Raw genomic sequence first — 20,354 nt, 5'->3', positions numbered from 1 at the left:
GCGCTGGTGTGTGCGATGTCGCGCGTGGAGTGATCGCGCGAACCGCGGGTGGCCGCCCCGGTGTGCGCCTACAGTCGAATTCGTGAACCAGACCCGGGCCTCGAACAACGGGCGGCCACTCGCCGAACGGGTGGCGACGCGCCTGCTGTATCCGACGTCACGCCCGCGCGAGCAGGCGTTGCGCGCCGCGGTCGGCGGCAAGATCGTGCTCGTCACCGGTGCGTCGCACGGCATCGGGAAGGCCAGCGCGCGCAAGCTGGCCGCTGCGGGCGCGACCGTGCTGCTCGTCGCCCGCTCCGGTGACGAACTCGAGCGAGTGGCCGCGGAGATCACCGCCGCGGGCGGCGTCGCGCACACCTATCCCACCGATCTCACCGACATGGACGCCGTCGAACGCCTCGGCCGCGTGCTCCTCGACGAGCACGGCCACCTGGACGTGGTGATCAACAACGCGGGCAAGTCGATTCGCCGCCCGATCGACGAGTCCTACGACCGCTTCCACGATTTCACCCGCACGATCGACGTCAACTACCTGGGCCCGGTGCGCCTGCTGCTCACCCTGCTGCCCGCCATGCGCGCTCGCGGGTGCGGCCACATCGTGAACATGTCCACCTGGGGTGTGCGTATGCCGCCCGCGCCGCGCTGGGCGGCATACGGCGCGTCCAAAACCGCCTTCGACGTCTGGTTGCGCAGTGTCGCGGCGGAGGTGGCCCGCGACGGCGTCACCACCACCTCGATCTACCTGCCGCTCGTGCACACCAGGATGAGCGCGCCCACCGACTTCAGCCGCGTCCCCGGGCTCACCGTGAGCGAGGCCGCCGACCTGGTCGGCCACGCGGTGACCGCCCGGCCACGGGAGATCGCCCCGTGGTGGTCAGCGCCGGTGCAGGCGTGGACCGACCTGACCCGCGGTCGTACCCAGCGGTTCATGGAACGTGCCTTGCGCCGCTGAGCCGGGAACGTCCGGGACAACCGGACGGCCAGCCGGGACATAGGATCGGCGGATGCGTGAATCCGTTGTGACCGGCCCGGCGGCGTCCGGTCTGACGACGGTGCTCGCGCTCGCCGACTCGCGACTGCCGATCGGCGGGCACGTGCACTCCGGCGGCGTGGAAGAAGCCGTCGCGTCGGGCCTGGTCCGCGACGTCGCGACCGTGCAGTTGTACCTTCGCCGCCGGATCCGGACCTCGGGGCTGGTGGCCGCGTCGCTCGCCGCGGCGGTGTGCGCGGGCGACCTGGATCCGGCGCGGGCCGAGGCGGAAGCCGACGCGCGCACGCCCGCGCCCGCGGCACGGGCCGCGTCCCGCGCCCAGGGCCGCGGTCTGCTGCGCTTGGCCAAGCAGCTGTGGCCCCGGCACGACTGGTCGCCGCTCGGCCCGACACCGCACCTGTCCACGGTCTTCGGCATGGTCGGCGCGGCCGCCGGGGTGACGCCCCGCGAGACCGCCGGCGTGGTCGTCTACACGACACTCACCGGTGCGGCCACCGCGGCCCAGCGTCTGCTGGCCCTGGACCCCGCCGCGATCGCCGCGTGCACCATCCGGCTGGCCGACCTGTGCGATCGTGTCGCCGCGGAAGCCGTGACCGGTCTGGCCGCGCTGTCCGATCCGCTGCAGGACGTGCTCGCCGAGCGTCATCGGCAGCGTGACATGCCCCTGTTCGCCAGCTGAAGCCCCGGAAGAAGGAGACCGCGCCATGCCCCCGCACCTGATCGACGGTGAGCCGCACGACCACGGTCACGATCGGCCGAAACGCACCCGCACGCCCGGGGAGGCGCTGCGCATCGGCATCGGCGGACCGGTCGGCTCGGGCAAGACCGCCCTGGTGGCGGCGCTGTGCAGGCAGCTGCGCGACGAGCTCTCGCTGGCGGTGCTGACCAACGACATCTACACCACCGAGGACGCCGATTTCCTGCGCAGGCACGCGGTCCTGCCGGACGAGCGGATCACCGCCGTGCAGACCGGCGGCTGCCCGCACACCGCCATCCGCGACGACATCACCGCCAACCTCGACGCCATCGACGATCTGGTCGCGGCGAACCCGCCGCTGGACCTGATCCTGGTCGAATCCGGCGGCGACAATCTCACCGCGACCTTCTCCTCCGGCCTGATCGACGTGCAGATCTTCGTGGTCGACGTGGCGGGCGGCGACAAGGTGCCGCGCAAAGGCGGCCCCGGGGTGACCTTCTCCGATCTGCTGGTGGTGAACAAGACCGATCTGGCGCCGCTGGTCGGCGCGGACCTCGGCGTGATGGAGCGCGACGCGGCGCGGGTGCGTGCGGACCGGCCGACCGTGCTCGTCTCGCTGACCGAGGACCCCGCCGCGACCCCGGTGCTGGCCTGGGTGCGCGAGCAGTTGCGCGCGGTCGCCGAACAGGATCGGGCGAACGCCGACCGGTCCACTGTCGCACGCTGAGATCCACTGTTGCGCACGCAGTTACGCATAGTCGCCACCGCCGCGGCGCTTCCGGAGATCCACGCGAGCGGCGCGATGGCGGCCCGTCGCACCGGTCCGAACACGGTGCACCTGATCGGCACCGCCGCGACGCCGCTGGGCGGTGACGAACTCGATATCGTGATCGAGGTCGCCGCGGGGGCCGAACTGGTGGTGCGCTCGGTCGCGGCGACGCTCGCCCTGCCTGGCGCGGCGACGCCGTTGTCGTTCGGGCGCTGGCATCTCGCGGTCGGTAGCGGGGCGAGGCTGGATTTCGATCCGGAACCGATGGTCGTGGCAGGCGGCGCGCGACACCACACGGTCACCACGATCCGGCTGGCCTCCGGGGCCCGGCTGCGCATGCGCGAGCGCGTCCAGGTCGGTCGCGCGGGTGAGGACGGCGGCGAGTGGCGGGGAGACCTGATCGCCGACGTCGACGACCTGCCCCTGCTGCGCCATCGGCTGGTCTTGGGCGCGGGCGCTGCGGCCGATGACGCGCTGGCCGCCGCTCGGGCACTGGAAAGCGAACTCGTCTATCCGGACGAGTGCGCCGCGGCGACAACGGGATTGACGCAAACCAGGCTGCCCTTGGCGGCAGGCGGCAGTTTGTTCACCCGTACCGGCGCGCTGCTGAGCGTTGCGGGGTGAGCCGCGGATTTCGGCGCGAAGCGCACGGCACACCGTGACCGGCTATCGGGAGCGATTCACCGAACGTGCCGCATGTCGTCTTGGTCCCATAGAGGTGTAATCGAGCCGAGACCTGGAGATAGAAAAGGTGGGAACCCGACAGCGTCGTCGGGTTCCCACCTTTTCGGCTCGCTGCTGGGGAAGTGTCATCCGCTCAGCCGTCGGCCGCCTCGGGAGCCGGTTGCCCGGCCTCGTGGCCCGGGTCGACCGACTCCGGCGCGCTGAGCGCCCGCGGTGGCGCGCTCAGGGCGTGCACCGCACCGAGCCCCGCTCCGATACCCGCACCGATGGCCGACAGCGGGGCGGCCATCAGAGCCGCGCCGTAGGCGGCCCCGATCGGGCCGGCAGCGAGGCCGATCGGCGCGAACGGCAGACCGATGGCCAGCCCGAGACCTCCGCCGACGGCCGCCCCGAACAGCGCGAACGGGCTCGCGAACACGAAGCCCGCCGCCGCGCCGATCGCGGCGGCGCCCACCGTCTGGCTCGCGACACGGTCGGACCTGGTGCGCTCCATCCCGACGGAGTCGAGGAATGTCGCCATTTCGGCCTCGGCCATCGCGGCGCTGTCGTTGATCTGGATCGCCTGCTCCCGGTAGAGCCACTCCGGCGCGTCGACCTGCACATCACCGAAACGCAATTTGCCGGGAGGCGGTGCGATCGGCGGCACCGGGGCGACCGGGCCGGGCAGGTGCAGCCCGACCAATGGGGCCAGGTACTCGTGGGCAGGCAACGGACGCGCCCACTGCAACGAACTCAGCGTGTCGTCCGGGATCCGCAGACCCTCGTACGGACGCACGTTCGGCGCCTCGGCGCCGGGCCATTGGGCACCCTGGTCGCTCGGGACGGGGTCGGTCCTGGTCACCGGCACGGCCCGATCGGGCTCTGCGTTCGCGGTACCGGTTCCTACCAGCGCGAGAATCAGCGGAACCGTCCCCGCCGCGACGATCGGACCGATCCTCGGCCGGTGCGGTTCGGGTGCTCGGTGCTTGCCTGTGCCCATGAATCGCCTTTCATCCGGATGGAGACGTCGACGCCCCACATTCGGATCTGCTGGCGACCTGGATTGGTCGAGCCCGCTATAACACCTCGAATTGCAATAACCGAGTATTTGCCGCTTGTGTCAGCCTGCTTTGGCGTCGGTATGCGCCTTGTCCACCGCGACGCGGCTGTTGGTGGCGGTGCCGAGCGCGGCGGCCAGTTGTTCGGCGTCCTCGTCGTCGCCGTTGCTGATGGCCTCCAGGGCTAGTCGGGCGAACACCCACTGCTCGGTGGCGGCCATCTGCCCCCGGCTGCGGCCGAGGAAGGTGACGAACCACTGGATGACGGTGACGATCCGGCTCCGATAGCCCACCAGGTAGTACAGGTGCAGTGCGAGCCAGGCCAGCCACGCGATGAACCCGCCGAATTCCAGCTTGCCCACCTGGCACACGGCGCTGAACCGCGAGATGGTGGCCATGCTGCCCTTGTTGAAGTACTTGAACGGCTTGCGCTCCTGCGGCGCCTGGCCTTTGAGCCCGGCCTTGATCTGCTTGGCGGCGTAGGTCGCGCCCTGGATGGCGCCCTGCGCCTGGCCGGGCACGTCGGGCACCGACATCAGGTCGCCGACGACGAAGACGTTCGGGTGGCCCTTGACGGTCAGGTCCGGTTCGACCACGACGCGGCCGGCGCGGTCGACCTCGGTGCCGTCGGACTGGTCGGCGATCATCTTGCCCAGCGGGCTGGCCTGCACGCCCGCCGACCAGACCTTGCACGCCGACTCGATCCGGCGGACCGTGCCGTCGGAGTCCTTCACCGTCACGCCGAACGCGTCGACGTCGATCACCATCGCGTTGAGCTGGATCTCCACGCCCATCTTCTCGAGGCGGCGTTCGGCTTTGCCGCCGAGCTTCGGCCCCATCGGCCCGAGCACCGCGCCCGCGCCCTCGATCAGCACCACCCGCGCGTCGCGCGGATCGATGTTGTGGAAGGTGCCCTCGAGAGTGCGGTCGGACAACTCGGCGATCTGACCGGCCAGCTCGACGCCGGTCGGCCCCGCGCCGACGACGACGAAGGTGAGCAGCCGGTCGCGCTCCTCCTGGGTGGTCGCCAGCTCGGCCTGCTCGAAGGCGCCGAGGATGCGGCCGCGCAACTCGAGCGCGTCATCGATCGTCTTCATGCCGGGCGCGTAGGTGGCGAACCGGTCGTTGCCGAAGTAGGACTGCTGCGCGCCGGTGGCGACGATCAGGCTGTCGAACGGGGTGACGGTGTCCTGGTCGAGCAGGCGCGAGGTCACCGTCTTGGCGGTCAGGTCGATATCGGTGACCTCGCCGAGCAGCACCTGCGCGTTCTTCTGCTTGCGCAGCACCAGCCGGGTCGCGGGCGCGATCTCGCCGACCGACAGGATGCCGGTCGCCACCTGGTAGAGCAGCGGCTGGAACAGGTGGGTCGAGGTCTTGGAGATCAGCGTGACGTCGACGTCGGCACGCTTGAGGTGCTTGGTGCCGAACAGGCCGCCGAAGCCCGAACCGATCACCACCACCCGGTGCCGGCCGTTCTCGACAGTCTGAGTACTCATCGTCCTGCTCCTCGATGGACCTTGGGGGGATCGCCCCAGCGTCGGTTCCTGACACGCTAAACCGTAGCCGCCGAGCCGGACACCGTCACGACGAGATCCCCGTTCCTGGCGTGTTGCGGTGCGATGTCCCACCGCCGAGGGGCCGAGGCCGGGAGATCGCGGCGGCCGAACCGCCCGAGCGAACGCGGCCGAGAGCCTACGATGGAGGCTGTCGCTCAGGGAGGATTGCCATGGTCGCCGGTGACCGTGCGGTCGGCCGGAAGCCCAGCGTGCAGGCCGATTCGGAGAACGTCGCGCTGATCGAGGTACCGCACGGCCATCTGATCGACCGGGCGCTCGGCCTACTGCCGGAACGGCGCCAAGTGCTGGCCACCCCGCCACGGGGCAGCGCTACGGTCCCGGTGCGCGGCGACGCGGGACTGCCCTATCTGGGCCGGGCACTGCACTACATGCGCTGGGGTCCGGCCGAGATGATGGAGCGTTACCGCCGGTACGGACCGGTCTCGCTGAACACCTCGCTCGGTGTCGACCGGGTGCTGGTCTCGGGGCCGGAAGCGCTCGACGAAGTGCTCGGTCACCGGCGCCGCGACTTCGGCCAGGGGTGGGACTACTTCATCGGCCCGTTCTTCCGGCGCGGCCTGTTGCTGCTGGAGTTCGACGAGCACAAATTCCACCGCAAGATCATGCAGCAGGCGTTCACCAGGGACCGGCTGGAAGCACACCTGGCCGCGCTCACCCCGGCGGTGCGGGCGAGCGTCGCGCGCTGGGTGCCGCGCGAGCCCGACGCCGAACGCACGGTGCGGCTGTATCCCACGATCAAGGAGCTGACCCTCGAAATCGCGGGGGAGAGCTTCATGGCCGCGGACGTCGGCCCGCAGCGCAGGCAGCTGATCGACGCGTTCGTCGACTGCACCCACGCGGGGCTGGCGATCATCCGGCATCCGGTGCCGGGCGGGCACTGGCGGGCCGGACTGCGCGGCCGGAAGGTGCTCGAGGACTACTTCACCGCGATGCTGCCGCAGAAGCGCCGCACCGAATCGGCGGACTTCTTCTCCGGCCTGTGTCACGCCCGCAGCGAGGACGGCGGCGTCTTCGGCGACGCGGACGTGGTGAACCACATGATCTTCCTGATCATGGCCGCGCACGACACCACGACGACCACCGCCACCGCCGTCGCCTACTACCTGGGCAAGCACCCGGACTGGCAGCAGCGGGTACGCGCCGAGGTGCTCGACCTGGACGCGCGGCTCGGCGACGCGCCCCCGGCCATCGCGGACCTGGAGGCGCTGCGCGATCTGGACCTGGCGGTGCGGGAGAGCCTGCGGCTGATGCCGCCGGTTCCGGGACTGTCGCGGCGCGCCGTGCGCGACACCGAGGTCGCGGGCCACTACATTCCGGCGGGCGCCCCCGTCGACCTCGCCTACCAGGTGAATCACCTGCTACCGGAACTGTGGACGCACCCCGAGCGCTTCGATCCGGAGCGGTTCGGCGAGCACCGGCGCGAGGACAAATCGCACCGCCTGGCCTGGATGCCGTTCGGCGCGGGCGCGCACAAGTGCATCGGGATGCACTTCGGCACGTTCGAGGTCAAGACGGTGACCGCCGCCCTGGTGCGCGAATACGAGTGGCGGATCCCCGAGAAATACCGGATGCCCTGGGGATTCACCACCATTCCATTTCCAAGGGACGGTGCGCCGATGACGTTGCGCAGGCGCGCGGGCGCCTGAGGCGAGGCGGACGCGTCAGCGCCCGGCGAGCAGGATCTCCGCGAGCTTGGTGTCGGTGTCGGCGCCCTCGGTGTATCCGCCCGCGTCACCCAGCGAGCTCATGATGGCCAGGGTGTAGCGCTCGCCCGGTCCCGCGAAGCCGACCGAGTTGACCACCCAGCCGCCCTGCTCGGCCGACCAACCGTTCTTCAGGCCGGGCCGCATGCTCGCGCCGGCGCCCCACACGCCCCAGTGCTGGTTGGAGTCCACCGCGCGCATCCGGTCGACCAGGTAGTTGCGGTCGTCGGGGTGCATGTGGTTGAGGATGTGGTCCATCAGCCGGTCGAGGTCGGCGGCGGTGCACTTCTGGAACGACCAGTCCGGGAACAGCGCGGTGTTGGTGGGCTGGGGAACCAGCGAGCTCATGCCGTTGGCGCGGAAGGCGTTGTTGAACGCCATCCGGTCGATGCCCGCGTATTTGGTCCAGAGCAGGTCGGCGGCGCCGTCGTTCGAGGTCGCGAGCATGCCCTCCAGGAGTCCGCGGTCCTCCGGCGACAGCGAGATGGCGCCCACCCGCGCCCGGTTGAGCAGGTCGGCGGCGATCGCGAGCTTGATCGTGGACGCGGTCCAGACCGCGTTCTCCGCGTTGGCGTTGGCGTAGACCCCGCCCGCGACCCGGTCGCGCAGGACGTAGCCGGTGACACCGGGACGACCGTTGAGGTAGGCGTCGGCCTTCGCGATGCGGCTGCTCATATCGCAGTCGAAACCGGACAGGCACGCCTGGGTGTGCGCGAGCGGCGCGGCGGCCGCGATCGGTAACGCGGCGGGCAGGCTCGGAGCGATGATGGCCGCGGCGGCGAGGACACAGGCGGAGGCGGCCACGCGGGGAACGGCCCGGGTGGCGGAGGACGGATGACGCACGAGGGACCACGATCGCACATCGCGGGTCCGGACGCACGTCTTGAGCTCGGCCGCGGGGTGTGCTATGTCCGTTTCGGGCGCTTGCGGCGCAGTGGATTTCGCTCGACGCCGCAGGCCGGGGCGGGTCAGCGGAAGGCGGCGCGCAGTTCCTCGACGGTACGCCCGTTGAGCCGGTAGCAGTGCTCGAACGCCTCGGTGTGCCGATCCCGCGGCCAGGAATGTAGGACGACGGTGCGACCGTAGTGGCGCGAGTTGACGAGCTCCCAGCGATCGCCGACCCGGCGGACCGTGAATCCGCCTTTGGGGACCAGGGGAATCACCATCGCATCCATGAACGCGAACCAGCCTTTCGGTGCAGCTCTCTCGTTCCGCCCCGGTGCAAACTCTCACCTCCCCGGTGCAGCACTGTCGCACACGGCCGCTTCGGTCCCGGCGTGACACGGCGGAGTAATCCGTTCTCGTGTGGTCTATTTCACTGGCGTCCGGATGGGGCGGTGCGGTTGCGCGTCGGTCGCCGGGCGTATAAACGTGCACGAAGTCCGAGGCCAGCGCAGCCGGACACCATCGATCGAGAGGGCGCAGATGCCGCTGCACATCCACCGTGCCCAGCGCGCCGACGTGCTGGCCATGGCGCTGGCGGAGGTGCTGGCGCGGCCGCAGGAGGACCCGTTCGCGGCCGAGGTGGTCGCGGTGCCCGCCAAAGGCGTGGAGCGCTGGCTGACGCAGACGCTCTCCGGTGTGCTCGGCGCGGACGGCTCGGCCGACGGCGTGTGCGCGAATGTCGCCTTCCCCTCGCCCGCCGCGCTGGTCGCCGAGGCGCTGGCCGCGGCGAGTGGAGTGACACCCGCGCAGGACCCGTGGGCGCAGGAGCGGGCGGTGTGGGCGCTGCTGCGGGTGATCGACGCGTCGCTGTCCGAGCCGTGGTGCGCCGTGCTGGCCAGGCATCTCGGCGCGGGCGCCACCGCGGGCGGGGCGTATCGCGTCGGTCGGCGCTATGCGACCGCGGCCCAGATCGCCGCCCTGTTCGACAGCTACGCCGCGCAGCGGCCCGCGCTGATCACCGAGTGGGCGGCGGGCTCGGACACCGACGGCGCGGGGTCGGCCATGCCCGAGGACCTGCTCTGGCAACCGGCGCTGTGGCGCAGGCTGCGCGCCGAGATCGGGGAGCCGAGTCCGGCGGAGCGGCTCGACGCCGCGTGCGCCCGCCTGCGCGCGCGGCCGGATCTGGTCGCGCTGCCGCCGCGGCTGTCGCTGTTCGGCATGACCAGACTGCCCAGCGATCAGCTCGCCGTGCTGTCGGCGCTGGCCGCCGCCCGTGATGTGCACCTGTGGCTCGTCCATCCGAGCCCGGTCCTCTGGTCTGCTCTGCGGGAGTTGCCCCCGGCGCGTACGCGCGCCGAGGACGCGAGCGCCGGTGCGGTCGCGCACCCGCTCCTGGCGGGATTGGCCCGCGACGTCCGGGAACTTCAGCAGCGGCTCGCGGCACTCGCCGCCGACGGTTCCGACACCTGTCATCCGGTCACCGCGGCGCGATCCCAGGACGTCGCGCCGGACAGCGATTCACCTCCGACGTTGCTGCGCGCGCTGCAGGCGGGCATCCGGGACGATCGGTGGCCGCCCGCGCCTGGGCAGGTCGGCGCCGACGGCACCGTACAGGTGCACGCGTGTCACGGCCCGGCGCGGCAGGTCGAGGTGCTGCGGGAATGCCTGCTCGGGCTGTTCGCGGCGGACCCGACGCTGGAGCCGCGCGACGTGCTGATCATGTGCCCGGAAGTGGAGGCGTACGCGCCGCTGGTGCGCGCGGCGTTCGGGCAGCGCACCTCGGGATCGCCCGAGTCGCAGGCGGATGCGGAGCATCCGGCGCACCGGTTGCGCGTGCGCCTGGCCGACCGGGGCCGCGGGGTGACCAATCCGCTGCTCGCGGTGATCGGCGTACTGCTCGAGCTGGCCGACGGCCGGGTCACGGTCACCCAGGTCCTCGATCTCGCCGCCGCCGAAACGGTCCGCCGCCGTTGCGGATTCGACGACGACGACATCGAGCGGCTGCGCGAGTGGGCCGCCGAGTCGGGCGCGCGGTGGGGGATCGGGCAGCGCCAGCGCCAGGCGTTCGGGCTGGCCGATTTCGCGCAGAACACGCTCAACAGCGCGGTGGACCGGATCCTGCTCGGCGTCACGGCGGGCGAGACCTCCGAGGACTGGCTGGACCTCGCGCTGCCCTTGGACGACGTGGACAGCAACGACGTCGACCTGGCGGGGCGCTTCGCGGAGTTCGTCGACCGGCTCGCGGTCTGCCTGCGCGACCTGCGCGGACCCCGGCCCGCGCAGGAGTGGGCAGTGGCGCTGGGCCGCGCGCTGGATCTGCTCACCGACGTCCCGGACGCGCAGGCATGGGTGCGCACCGAGGCCAGACAGGAACTCGCCGCCGCCACCGGCCACGCGGGCGAGGTGCCGTTGCGGCTGACCGATGTGGGGGTGCTGCTGCGCTCGCGGCTGGCGGCGCGCCCGACCAGGGCCAACTTCCGCACCGGTGAGCTGACCGTCTGCACCATGGTGCCGATGCGGTCGGTGCCGCACCGGGTGGTGGTGTTGCTCGGGCTGGACGACGAGGTGTTCCCGCGCGCGAGCGCCGCGGACGGCGACGACGTGCTGGCTCGCGAACCCCTGCTGGGCGAACGGGATCCGCGCAGCGAGGACCGGCAACTGCTGCTGGACGCGATCCTCGCGGCCCGGGACGCGCTGCTGGTGTTGCACACCGGCGCCGATCCGGTGAGCGGGGCGCACCGGCCGCCCGCCATCCCGGTCGCCGAGTTGCTGGACGCGCTGCGCGCCCACGTCGGGGGCGCGGCGATGGGCGCGGTCGTGACGCGGCATCCGCTGCAGTCCTTCGACCGCCGGAATTTCCGCGCCGAGCGGCCGTTCAGCTTCGACACGGTGGCCTTGGCAGGCGCCAACGCCGCCGCCGGGCCCGCGCGCCCGCGTCCCGGTTTCCTGGCCGCGCCGCTGCCTGCCGCGGAAGCGGCGGATGTCGCGCTGGCCGACCTGATCGCGTTCGTGGAGCATCCGGTGCGCGCGTTCCTGTGGCAGCGGCTCGGCCTGCGGGTCCCCGAGCACGACGAGGACATCGCCGACCGGCTGCCCATCGAGCTGGACGGCCTGGCCAAGTGGGAGCTGGGCGAACGCCTGCTCACCGCCCGCCTCAACGGCGCGGACCCGGCCGGGTTGCGGGCCGCGGAGTGGCGACGGGGCACGTTGCCGCCGTTCGGATTCGGCGCCGCGGTGCTCGACGAGATCGAGCACACCGTCGACCGGTTGGCGCGCGCCGCCCAGGCGGACTACGCGGGCCCGGTCCGCGCGGTGGACATCGCGGTCGACCTGGGGAACGGACGTCGCCTCACCGGCACCGTGCCCGCGGTCCACGGTGAAACCCTGATTCGCACCACCTTCTCCCGGTTGGCTCCCAAACACCGGATCGGAGCGTGGGTTTCGCTGCTGGCGCTGACCGTCACCGAGGACCGGTCCTGGCGGGCGGTGAGCACCGGGCGCGGCCAATTCGGGCGTCCCACCTGGCGTTGCGAGCTCACCGCGCCCGACGTGCCGAGGGCCGGGGAGATCCTGCGGGAACTCGTCGCGCTGCGCGACGCGGGCCTGACCGAACCGCTGCCGGTCGCGCCCACCGCCAGCGCGGTCTACGCCGAGCGCCGTATCCGCGGCGCGAGCGCCGACGACGCGATCGCCGCGGCCGAGCGCGAATTCAACGGCGGACCCAACGGTCCCGGCGCGTTCGGCGATCACACCGACCGTCACCTGCGCTACGTCTGGGGTCCCGCGCCCCGGCTCGAGGACCTCATGGCCGCGCCCGCTCCGGCGGGCGAGCCCGGTGAGAGCACCCGCTTCGGCGCGCTGGCCCGGCGGATGTGGGCTCCGCTGCTGGCCGCGGAAAGCCAGGGGCAGCCGTGACCGGTCACGCGGCGGGCGAGCGCCGGGGCCTCGGCGCGATCCGGCGGCCGAATCCGCGAGATATGGCCACGGCGCGTGTCGGTGGCCGGTCGGCGACCGGTCGCGCGGCAGAATGGCAGCTCGGACAGTCGCCTCGAATGCAGGTCCGCGCGGCGTGGCCGGTCACCCGCGCGCTCGCGACGTCCGTGGATCGCGTGACCTCCGGCCGCGCACGAGGGAGGTGCGCATGACCGTTCAGGAAACCTCCTTCGCCGCGAGCGTTTTCGACGCCGCCGCGTTCGAGCCGTTCGGGCCGCTGCCCACCGGCACAACCGTGCTCGAAGCCAGCGCGGGCACCGGCAAGACGCACGCCATCGTCGGTCTCGCCGTGCGCTACGTCGCCGAGGCGGGCATCGATGTCTCCGAGCTGCTGCTGGTGACGTTCAGCCGCGCGGCCACCCAGGAACTGCGGGAACGTACCCGCGACCGATTCGTCGCCGTGGCCGCCGGATTGGCCGATCCGGACGCGGCACGGGCGCACGCCGACGAACTGGTGCGATATCTCGCGCAGGCGGACGCGAGCGAGGTCCGGCTGCGGCAGCGGCGGCTGCTGACGGCGCTGTCGGATTTCGACGCGGGAACCATCGCCACCACGCACAGCTTCTGCCAGCGCATGCTGGACGAACTCGGGCTCGCGGGTGAACACGATCCCGGCACCCGGCTGGTGGAGACCGTCGACGACCTGGTCGGCACCGTCGTCGACGACCTGTACCTGCACCGCTATGCCCGCGCCGAGCCGCCGTTCTCGGTGAAGGAGGCCCGCACCCTCGCGCTCGCCGCGGTGCGAGACCGGCACGCCGCACTGGTGCCCGACGGCGAGGCCGGCGAGCGGGTGGCGTTCGCGTCCGCGGTCCGCGCGGAGACCGAGCGGCGCAAACGGCTGGCCGGGCTGCGCGACTTCGACGACCTGCTGGTGCTGCTGCACGAGGTGCTCGCCGATCCGGAGCACGGCCCGCGCGCGTGCCTGCGCATCCGCGCGCGTTACCGCGTCGCCTTGGTCGACGAGTTCCAGGACACCGATCCCCTGCAATGGGACATCCTGCGCAGGTCCTTCCACGGGCACGCCACCCTGGTGCTGGTCGGCGATCCCAAACAGGCGATCTACGCCTTCCGCGGCGCGGAGGTGCTCAGCTACCTGGACGCCGTCGCGCACGCCGACACCCGCAGGGAACTCACCACGAACTGGCGCAGTGACGCCGGGTTGCTGGCCGCGCTGGATCACCTGCACGGCGGCGCGGCTCTGGGCCACCAGGAGATCCGCGTCCACCCGGTCGCCCCGACCAGGCCGTGGTCGCGGCTGTCCGGCCCCGCCGAGCTCACCACTCCGATGCGTGTCCGATGCCTTCCGCGCACCGGGGCGGGGCCGCTGAACAAATCCGGTTTCCCGGCCGTCGGACGGATGCGGGCCAAGGTCGCCGACGATCTCGCCGCCGACATCGTCCGCTTGCTCGAATCCGGGGTCTCGCTGGACGGCAAGGCCGAACCCGTTACCGCCGAGGCGAATGCGACCCCGCACCGTCCGGTGGACGCGGCACGCAGGCCGATCGGGCCCGGCGACATCGCGGTGCTGGTGCGAACCCGCTCGCAGATCGACGTGGTACGCGCCGCGCTGGATCGCGTCGGCGTCGCCTCCGTGCTCGCCGGCGGCATCAGCGTCTTCGCGACCGGCAGCGCCACCGACTGGCTGTGGGTGCTGCGGGCGCTGGAACAGCCGCACCGCGGCGACCGTGTCCGGCTGGCCGCGTGCACACCGCTGCTCGGCGTCACCGCGGCCGAGATCGATAGCGGCGGCGCCGATCTGGTCGGACAGGTCAGCGCCCAGTTGCGCGAGGCGGCGTGGCTGTTCTCCCGCGCGGGATTCGCGGCCGTCTTCGAGAAGATCTCCGCCGAAACCGGACTGGCGCGGCGGCTGCTCGCCGTGGAGAACGGGGAGCGGCAGCTCACCGACCTGCGGCACATCGCGCAGCTGCTCGACCAGGTCGCGCTCACCGAGGGTCTCGGGCTGACCGCGCTGACCCGGTGGCTGGCCGACCGGGTGCGCGACCCCGCCTCCGGCGCCGTCGCCGATCGCAGCCGCAGGCTCGACCGCGACGCCGCCGCCGTGCAGATCGCCACCGTGCATGCCAGTAAGGGTCTCGAATTCCCCGTCGTCTACCTGCCGTTCGCCTGGGACAGCGCGAAGAATCCGTATCCGGCGACGTTGCTGTTCCACACCGACGACGGTGCGCGTGTGCTGGACGTCGGCGGCCCGGACGCCCCGGGATACGCCGAACGCAAGACCCGCAGCGAAGCCGAGGAAGCGGGGGAGGAGCTTCGCCTGCTGTACGTCGCGCTGACCAGGGCGATGTGCCAGATCGTGGCCTGGTGGGCGCCCGCGATCACCACCGCGGCCGCGCCGCTGCACCGGATGGTCTTCGGGCGGGCCGATCGGGGCGCCGTGGTCGCCACGCGCGCCCCGGTGCCCGCCGACGCCGTTGCCGCTCAATCGCTTTCGGCGTGGGCTCAGGACGCGGCCGCGGCGATCTCGGTGACGGCGGTGGCCGGGACCGACGACGTCGCGATCCGGCGGGTGCGCAGCGCACCCGCGCAGGGCGAATTGGCCGCCGCTCGATTCGACCGGGTGCTGGACCAGCAGTGGCGGCGCACGTCGTACTCGGCCCTGACCGCGTCGGCGCACGAACCGGTCACACCCGAGTCCGGCAGCGAACCGGAGCAGCTGCGGGGATTGGGCGACGAGCCGGCCGGTACCGCTCTGATCGGCGCGGCGGAACCGGAGCACACCGGCGCGTCCTCGCTGATGAACGCACTGCCCTACGGCGCGGAGTTCGGCACGCTGGTGCACGGCGTGCTGGAGCGGATCGACACCGGCCGTGCGGATCTGGCGGCCGAGGTGCGCGACCGGTGCCGCGAGGCGGTGGACGAGCTGATGGCCGAACTGGACCCGGACCTGCTGGCCACCGCGCTGCTCGCGGTGCTGCGTACGCCGCTCGACGGCGGCTGCCTGGCCGACATCGCCCCCCGCGACCGCCTCAGCGAACTCGAGTTCGAATTGCCGCTGGCGGGCGGGGAACGCGCCGGTGCCACCGCGGCCACGTTGCGGCGCGTCGCCGAGTTGCTGCGCGAGCACCTTCCGGCGGACGACGATCTGTCCGGGTACGCCGACCACTTGGCGGCGCTGGAGGACATGCCACTGCGCGGATACCTGACCGGCAGCATCGACGCCGTGCTGCGCGTCGACGGCGGCGCGGGGCCGCGATTCGTCGTCGTCGACTACAAGACCAACCGGCTCGGCACCGGCGATCTCACCGTCGCGCACTACACCCGCGACCGCATGGCCGCCGAGATGCAACGTTCGCACTATCCGCTGCAAGCGCTGCTGTATTCCGTTGCGCTGCACCGGTATCTGCGCTGGCGGTTGCCCGGTTACGATCCCGCTCGGCACCTGGGCGGGGTGCGGTACCTGTTCGTGCGCGGCATGATCGGACCCGAGACCCCGGCGGGGTGCGGTGTCTTCGACTGGTACCCGCCCGCCGATCTGGTGGTCGCGCTCTCGGCGCTGCTGGCCGGGGAGGCCACGCGGTGACCTCGATCCAGGTGGCGCAGCGCGGAACCGGGCTGCTGCGCACGTTCAACGAAGCGGGCGTGCTGTCGGCCGCCGACGTGCACGTGGCGCTGCGGCTGGGCAGGCTGGGCCGGGAATCCTCGGAGGCGGTGCTGTTCGCCGCGGCGCTGGCCGTGCGTGCGGTGCGCTCCGGCTCGGTGTGCCTGGAACTGCACCGGATGCGGGAGATCGGCGTCGACGCCGACGAAACCTGGGACGCGGGCATCGATCCGGCGACGCTGCCGTGGCCGGACATCCCGGCCGTGGTGGCCGCGCTGCGGGTGAGCCCGCTGGTGCTCGGCGGTCCCGCCGGGCCGTTGCGGCCGTTGCGGCTGGTCGAATCCGAGGGCCGAGGCGATTCCGGCCCACTGCTCTACCTCGATCGGTATTACCGGCAGGAGCAGACGATCCGGCGGGTGCTCACCGAGCGATCCGCGCACCACCCGGTGGTCGACCCGAGGATCGTGCGGCGCGAGCTGGACCGGTTGTTCGAGGCGTCGGCGGGTACGGCGCCGGATCGCCAGCGCTTGGCCGCGGCGCTGGCCGCGACCCACTGGACCACCGTGGTCGCGGGCGGGCCGGGCACCGGCAAGACCCACACCATCGCACGGATCATCGCCTTGCTGGCCGCGCACCGTGCGGCCGAGCCGAAGCTGCCCACGCTGCGCATCGCGCTGGCCGCACCGACCGGGAAAGCGGCGGCGCGTCTGCAAGAAGCCGTCCGCGAACAGGCCGTTCCGCTCGGCCTGCCCGAACTCACCGCCGCCACCCTGCACCGGCTGCTCGGCTGGCAGCGCGGCCGCGGCACCCGGTTCAAATACCACGAGTTCAACCGGCTGCCCTACGACGTGATCGTGGTGGACGAGACCTCGATGGTCTCGTTGACCATGATGAGCAGGCTGCTGGCCGCCCTGCGCCCGGACACCCGGCTGGTCCTGGTCGGCGACCCGGACCAGCTCGCCTCGGTGGACGCGGGCGCCGTGCTCGCCGACCTGGTCGCCGGACCGGTCGCCACTACCCCCAACCCCGTTCTCGACGACATCCTCGGCCCGGAGCAGGCCACCGAGCACGCCGAGGCCCTGACCGCGCTGGAGCGCACTCGCCTGCGTGGCGGCATCGTCCGGCTGACCCGGGGCCGCAGGTTCGGCGGCCGGATCGCCGACCTGGCCGTCGCGGTGCGGGCCGGAGACGCGGACGCCGCACTCGAGCTGCTGCGCGGTGGCGGCGACGAACTGTCCCTGTGCGCACCCGATGAGCTGACCGCGGTGCGCGCCGACGTGGTGCGCGCCGCGAGCGCGGTGACCGCCGCCGCACTCGACGGCGACGCGGCCCGCGCGCTGAGCGCACTCGAATCGCACCGCTTGCTGTGCGCGCACCGGCAGGGGCCGTTCGGCGTCGAGCGCTGGGACCGGATGGCCGCCGAATGGGCCGCAGCCGGAGGCGCGGGCCCCGACTCCTACCAGGCGCCGTGGTATGCCGGGCAACCCCTGCTGGTCACCGCGAACGATCACGAGGCGCGCATCTACAACGGCGACACCGGCGTGGTGGTGCGCATGCCCGACGGCTCGCTGCGCGCGGCGCTGCAACGCGGCAGCGAACCGTACCTGGTGCATCCCACGCAGTTCCCCGCAGTGGTCACCGTCTTCGCCATGACCATCCACCGCAGCCAGGGCAGCCAGTACGACACCGTCTCGGTCGTGCTGCCCGAGCCCGAATCGACCCTGCTGACCAGGGAATTGCTGTACACCGCGATCACCAGGGCGCGCCGCCACGTCCGGATCGTCGGCACCGACGAGTCCATCCGCGCGGGTATCGCGCGGCGGGTGCTGCGCGCCAGCGGGCTGTCGCGCCGCGTAGGCGAACCAGGGGCGCGATGACGGAATCTCACGTTCCCGGCGCCTGCGCCGTCTACCCGGTGTGAGCCTGCCCCCGTTCGAGGAAGTAGTGGCCGAGTACGGCCCGATGGTGTTGCGCGTCTGCCGGGCGGTGCTCGGCCAGGCCGACGCGGCGGACGCCTGGTCGGAGACGTTTCTCTCGGCGCTGCGCGCGTTTCCCGGCCTCTCCGAGGACACCAACCTCGAGGCATGGTTGGTGACCATCGCGCATCGCCGCGCGATCGATGTCGGCCGGGCGCTCACGCGCGCGCCGGTACCGGCGGAGACGCTGCCGGAGCGTCCCACCGCGGCCCCCGGCCCCGCCGACTACGACCCCGACCTCTGGGCCGCCCTGCGGGCGCTGCCGACCAAGCAGCGCCAAGCGGTCGCTTACCACTACCTGGCCGGGCTTCCCCACACGGAGATCGCCGAACTGCTGGGCAACTCTCCGGACGCCGCCCGCCGCGCCGCCGCGGACGGCCTGAAGACCCTGCGCAAGCTCTACCCGAAGGAGGACGCATGATGGCCACCCTGGATCGTGCCGGCCTGAACGCGCTGTCGCACGCACTGACACCCGACGCGGCCCAGCTCACCGCCCTGCGCGCGCGACTGGCGGTCGAGGCGGAAGCCGCGGGCCTGCTCGACGTCGCTTACCGCACCCTCGACACCCCGGTCGGGACACTGCTGCTGGCCGCGACGCCCACCGGCCTGGTCCGTGTCGCCTACCCGCGCGAAGATCATGACGCGGTGCTCGCCACGCTGGCCGCTCGGATCAGCCCGCGGATCCTCGCGGCTCCCGCCCGGCTGGACGCGGCGGCGCGGCAGATCGAGGACTACTTCAACGGAAGCCGAACGCATTTCGACCTGCCGCTCGATCTGCGCCTGGCCGCGGGGTTCCGCCGCCAGGTGATCGAGCACCTGCCCGCCATCGGTTACGGACAGCGCGCGAGTTACGGCGCGGTTGCCGCCGCCGTCGGCAACCCGCGAGCGGTGCGAGCGGTCGGCTCCGCCTGCGCGCACAACCCGCTGCCGGTGGTGATCCCGTGCCACCGGGTGGTCCGCGGTGACGGCGCGATCGGACAGTACGTCGGCGGCGTCGTCGCGAAGCAGGCGCTGTTGAGCTTGGAGGCGGCGTGAGCGAGCGAAGCATCGGCGCGGTCGAGCAGGGTCATCGGGCGCGGCCGCGTGCGGGCGCGGACCCGACCGCGCAGACCACGGAGCAGGTGAAAGCCGCCGCTTCCCTGACGGACCGCGTCGACGCCCAGCCGTGGGCCGCGCTGCTCGCGGAGGTCGACGCCCACGGCTGCGCGGCGACCGGGCCGATCCTCACGCCGCAGGAGTGCGCCGAGTTCACCGCCATGTGGGCCGACATCCCGCGCTTCCGGTCCACCGTCGACATGGCGCGTTACCGATTCGGCGAAGGCACCTACCGGTACTTCGCGAATCCGGTGCCCGAGCCGATCATGCTGCTGCGCGCGGCGTTCTACCGAAAGCTGTTGCCGCTGGCTCGATCCTGGGCCGAGCGGCTCGGCGACCCGGCTCCGTGGCCGGGCGAGTTCGCGGACTGGCTCGACGTCTGCCACGCCGCGGGACAAACCAAGCCGACTCCGATCCTGTTGCGCTACGGCACCGGTGACTGGAACGCCTTACACCGGGACCTCTACGGCGAGTGGGTGTTCCCGCTCCAGGTCGTCATCGGTCTGGATCGGCCGGGAGTCGACTACACCGGCGGTGAATTCCTGATCGTGGAGCAACGGCTCAGAGCCCAGTCGAAAGCGACCGTTTCCGTCCTCGACCAGGGCCACGCGCTGATCTTCACCACCCGTGACCGGCCGACCCGATCCAGCCGCGGTTGGTCCCGCGCCCCGATCCGCCACGGCGTCAGCCGCGTGCGCGGCGGCCTGCGCCACACGCTGGGCCTCGTGCTACACGACGCCGAATAACCCGCCGATGTACACGTTGCTCGCCGCGGACGGCCTGCCCTATCGCAGCCCCGTGCCCGGCCGCTACGGCGGCCATCGCCGCGGCCGGATCTACGGTCGCCTCGACTGCCCCTCCGCCCTGCGTGCCCTGGCGCGCGGCGCCTACCGCCGTCATCGCGTCTTCTTCGCGACCGAGCCCGACGCGGTGGCCGCGGGCTATCGTCCCTGCGCGGTCTGTCTGCCCGGGCCGTACACGGCTTGGAAAGAGGGGCGGTGACCGCGCGGGATGAACCGAGGCGCTCTCATCGCGGGCCGGTCGCAGTTATGTGCGGGCGCCGAGTCGCGACTGCGGGCACTGTAGGTGGGCGGACCGGGGAGGGCCGCCCTGCTCGCAGTTCGCGCGAGCGGGGCGGCTCGGGGTGTCAGCTGATCTGGGTGCCCGACCAGCCGAAGCTGAAGCTGTGGCCCTTCGAGGTGCAGGTCAGGGCGCCTCGGCCGCCTCCGGTGCAGGTGGCGCCGCCGTTGGTGAGGGTTCCTGTGATGGGTGGGCTGTCCGCGCGGCCGTGGGGGCCGGTGAGGCCGAAGGTCGGGTGGGCGGGCAGGAACGGCAGGTCGATCGCGAGATCGTAGATGGTGAATCCGAACAGGTTGGTGCCGTAG

Annotated in this window: 16 protein-coding genes and 1 pseudogene; 12 read left to right on the top strand and 5 right to left on the bottom strand. The window is 72.2% G+C overall.

Features of this window, described 5'->3' with window-relative positions:
• The first annotated feature begins 82 nt into the window (after positions 1-82).
• From HOV91_RS12140 to HOV91_RS12125, 4 genes are read left to right on the top strand one after another with little or no spacing between them, the layout of a single operon-like run.
• Positions 83-952, top strand: a complete 870-nt coding sequence (locus HOV91_RS12140; RefSeq protein WP_438822653.1) for an SDR family NAD(P)-dependent oxidoreductase — start codon at positions 83-85, stop codon at positions 950-952.
• Between the two features lie 52 nt (positions 953-1,004).
• Positions 1,005-1,670: an urease accessory protein UreF gene (locus HOV91_RS12135; protein ID WP_174185470.1), complete on the top strand. Its 666-nt coding sequence runs from the start codon at positions 1,005-1,007 to the stop codon at positions 1,668-1,670.
• A 25-nt stretch (positions 1,671-1,695) separates the two neighbouring features.
• On the top strand, positions 1,696-2,415 hold the full coding sequence (gene ureG, locus HOV91_RS12130) for an urease accessory protein UreG (protein ID WP_174185469.1): 720 nt from the start codon (positions 1,696-1,698) through the stop codon (positions 2,413-2,415).
• 9 nt (positions 2,416-2,424) lie between these two features.
• The gene (locus HOV91_RS12125; RefSeq protein ID WP_174185468.1) at positions 2,425-3,081 is read left to right on the top strand and encodes an urease accessory protein UreD; all 657 of its coding nucleotides are present in this window, start codon (positions 2,425-2,427) and stop codon (positions 3,079-3,081) included.
• Between the two features lie 193 nt (positions 3,082-3,274).
• Here HOV91_RS12125 and HOV91_RS12120 read toward each other — a convergent pair whose 3' ends face one another.
• On the bottom strand, positions 3,275-4,120 hold the full coding sequence (locus tag HOV91_RS12120; protein ID WP_246350011.1) for a hypothetical protein: 846 nt from the start codon (positions 4,118-4,120) through the stop codon (positions 3,275-3,277).
• A 120-nt stretch (positions 4,121-4,240) separates the two neighbouring features.
• On the bottom strand, positions 4,241-5,674 hold the full coding sequence (locus HOV91_RS12115; protein WP_174185467.1) for an NAD(P)/FAD-dependent oxidoreductase: 1,434 nt from the start codon (positions 5,672-5,674) through the stop codon (positions 4,241-4,243).
• 230 nt (positions 5,675-5,904) lie between these two features.
• On the opposite strand from HOV91_RS12115, the gene HOV91_RS12110 reads away from it, so the two are divergent.
• Entirely contained in the window at positions 5,905-7,401 is a 1,497-nt protein-coding gene (locus HOV91_RS12110; protein WP_174185466.1) for a cytochrome P450, read from the top strand.
• Between the two features lie 15 nt (positions 7,402-7,416).
• Here the strand turns inward: HOV91_RS12110 and HOV91_RS12105 are convergent, their stop codons facing one another.
• Both HOV91_RS12105 and HOV91_RS12100 read right to left on the bottom strand, forming a co-directional pair.
• Positions 7,417-8,301 (bottom strand): serine hydrolase, encoded by an 885-nt coding sequence (locus tag HOV91_RS12105; protein WP_312884575.1) that lies wholly within the window; start codon positions 8,299-8,301, stop codon positions 7,417-7,419.
• Positions 8,302-8,426: 125 nt separating this feature from the next.
• Positions 8,427-8,624, bottom strand: a complete 198-nt coding sequence (locus HOV91_RS12100) for a hypothetical protein (protein ID WP_245548041.1) — start codon at positions 8,622-8,624, stop codon at positions 8,427-8,429.
• A 259-nt stretch (positions 8,625-8,883) separates the two neighbouring features.
• On the opposite strand from HOV91_RS12100, the gene recC reads away from it, so the two are divergent.
• The 7 genes from recC (at position 8,884) to HOV91_RS12065 (ending at position 19,971) form a co-directional block, all read left to right on the top strand.
• On the top strand, positions 8,884-12,258 hold the full coding sequence (gene recC / locus HOV91_RS12095) for an exodeoxyribonuclease V subunit gamma (protein ID WP_174185465.1): 3,375 nt from the start codon (positions 8,884-8,886) through the stop codon (positions 12,256-12,258).
• Between the two features lie 226 nt (positions 12,259-12,484).
• The gene (locus HOV91_RS12090; RefSeq protein WP_174185464.1) at positions 12,485-15,880 is read left to right on the top strand and encodes a UvrD-helicase domain-containing protein; all 3,396 of its coding nucleotides are present in this window, start codon (positions 12,485-12,487) and stop codon (positions 15,878-15,880) included.
• The gene (gene recD, locus HOV91_RS12085; RefSeq protein ID WP_174185463.1) at positions 15,877-17,775 is read left to right on the top strand and encodes an exodeoxyribonuclease V subunit alpha; all 1,899 of its coding nucleotides are present in this window, start codon (positions 15,877-15,879) and stop codon (positions 17,773-17,775) included. The genes HOV91_RS12090 and recD overlap by 4 nt, the downstream gene beginning before the upstream one ends.
• 46 nt (positions 17,776-17,821) lie before the next feature.
• A complete protein-coding gene (locus tag HOV91_RS12080; RefSeq protein WP_174185528.1) occupies positions 17,822-18,295 on the top strand; it encodes an RNA polymerase sigma factor in 474 nt (157 codons plus the stop codon).
• Positions 18,295-18,909 carry a methylated-DNA--[protein]-cysteine S-methyltransferase gene (locus tag HOV91_RS12075; protein ID WP_174185527.1) on the top strand — a complete coding sequence of 205 codons (615 nt, stop codon included), beginning with the start codon at positions 18,295-18,297 and terminating at the stop codon, positions 18,907-18,909. Before HOV91_RS12080 ends, HOV91_RS12075 begins: the two co-directional genes overlap by 1 nt.
• A gap of 86 nt (positions 18,910-18,995) precedes the next feature.
• Positions 18,996-19,715, top strand: coding sequence for a 2OG-Fe(II) oxygenase (locus tag HOV91_RS12070; protein WP_174185526.1), 720 nt, complete (start codon positions 18,996-18,998; stop codon positions 19,713-19,715).
• 7 nt (positions 19,716-19,722) lie between these two features.
• Positions 19,723-19,971, top strand: coding sequence for an Ada metal-binding domain-containing protein (locus tag HOV91_RS12065; RefSeq protein ID WP_174185462.1), 249 nt, complete (start codon positions 19,723-19,725; stop codon positions 19,969-19,971).
• Positions 19,972-20,116: 145 nt separating this feature from the next.
• On the opposite strand, the pseudogene HOV91_RS12060 reads toward HOV91_RS12065, so the two are convergent.
• Positions 20,117-20,354: pseudogene (locus HOV91_RS12060) on the bottom strand (hypothetical protein); the annotation flags it as partial.

The organism is Nocardia barduliensis, assembly GCF_013315795.1.
GTDB lineage: Bacteria > Actinomycetota > Actinomycetes > Mycobacteriales > Mycobacteriaceae > Nocardia > Nocardia barduliensis.
This window is presented reverse-complemented; position numbering and strand designations above follow the sequence as displayed.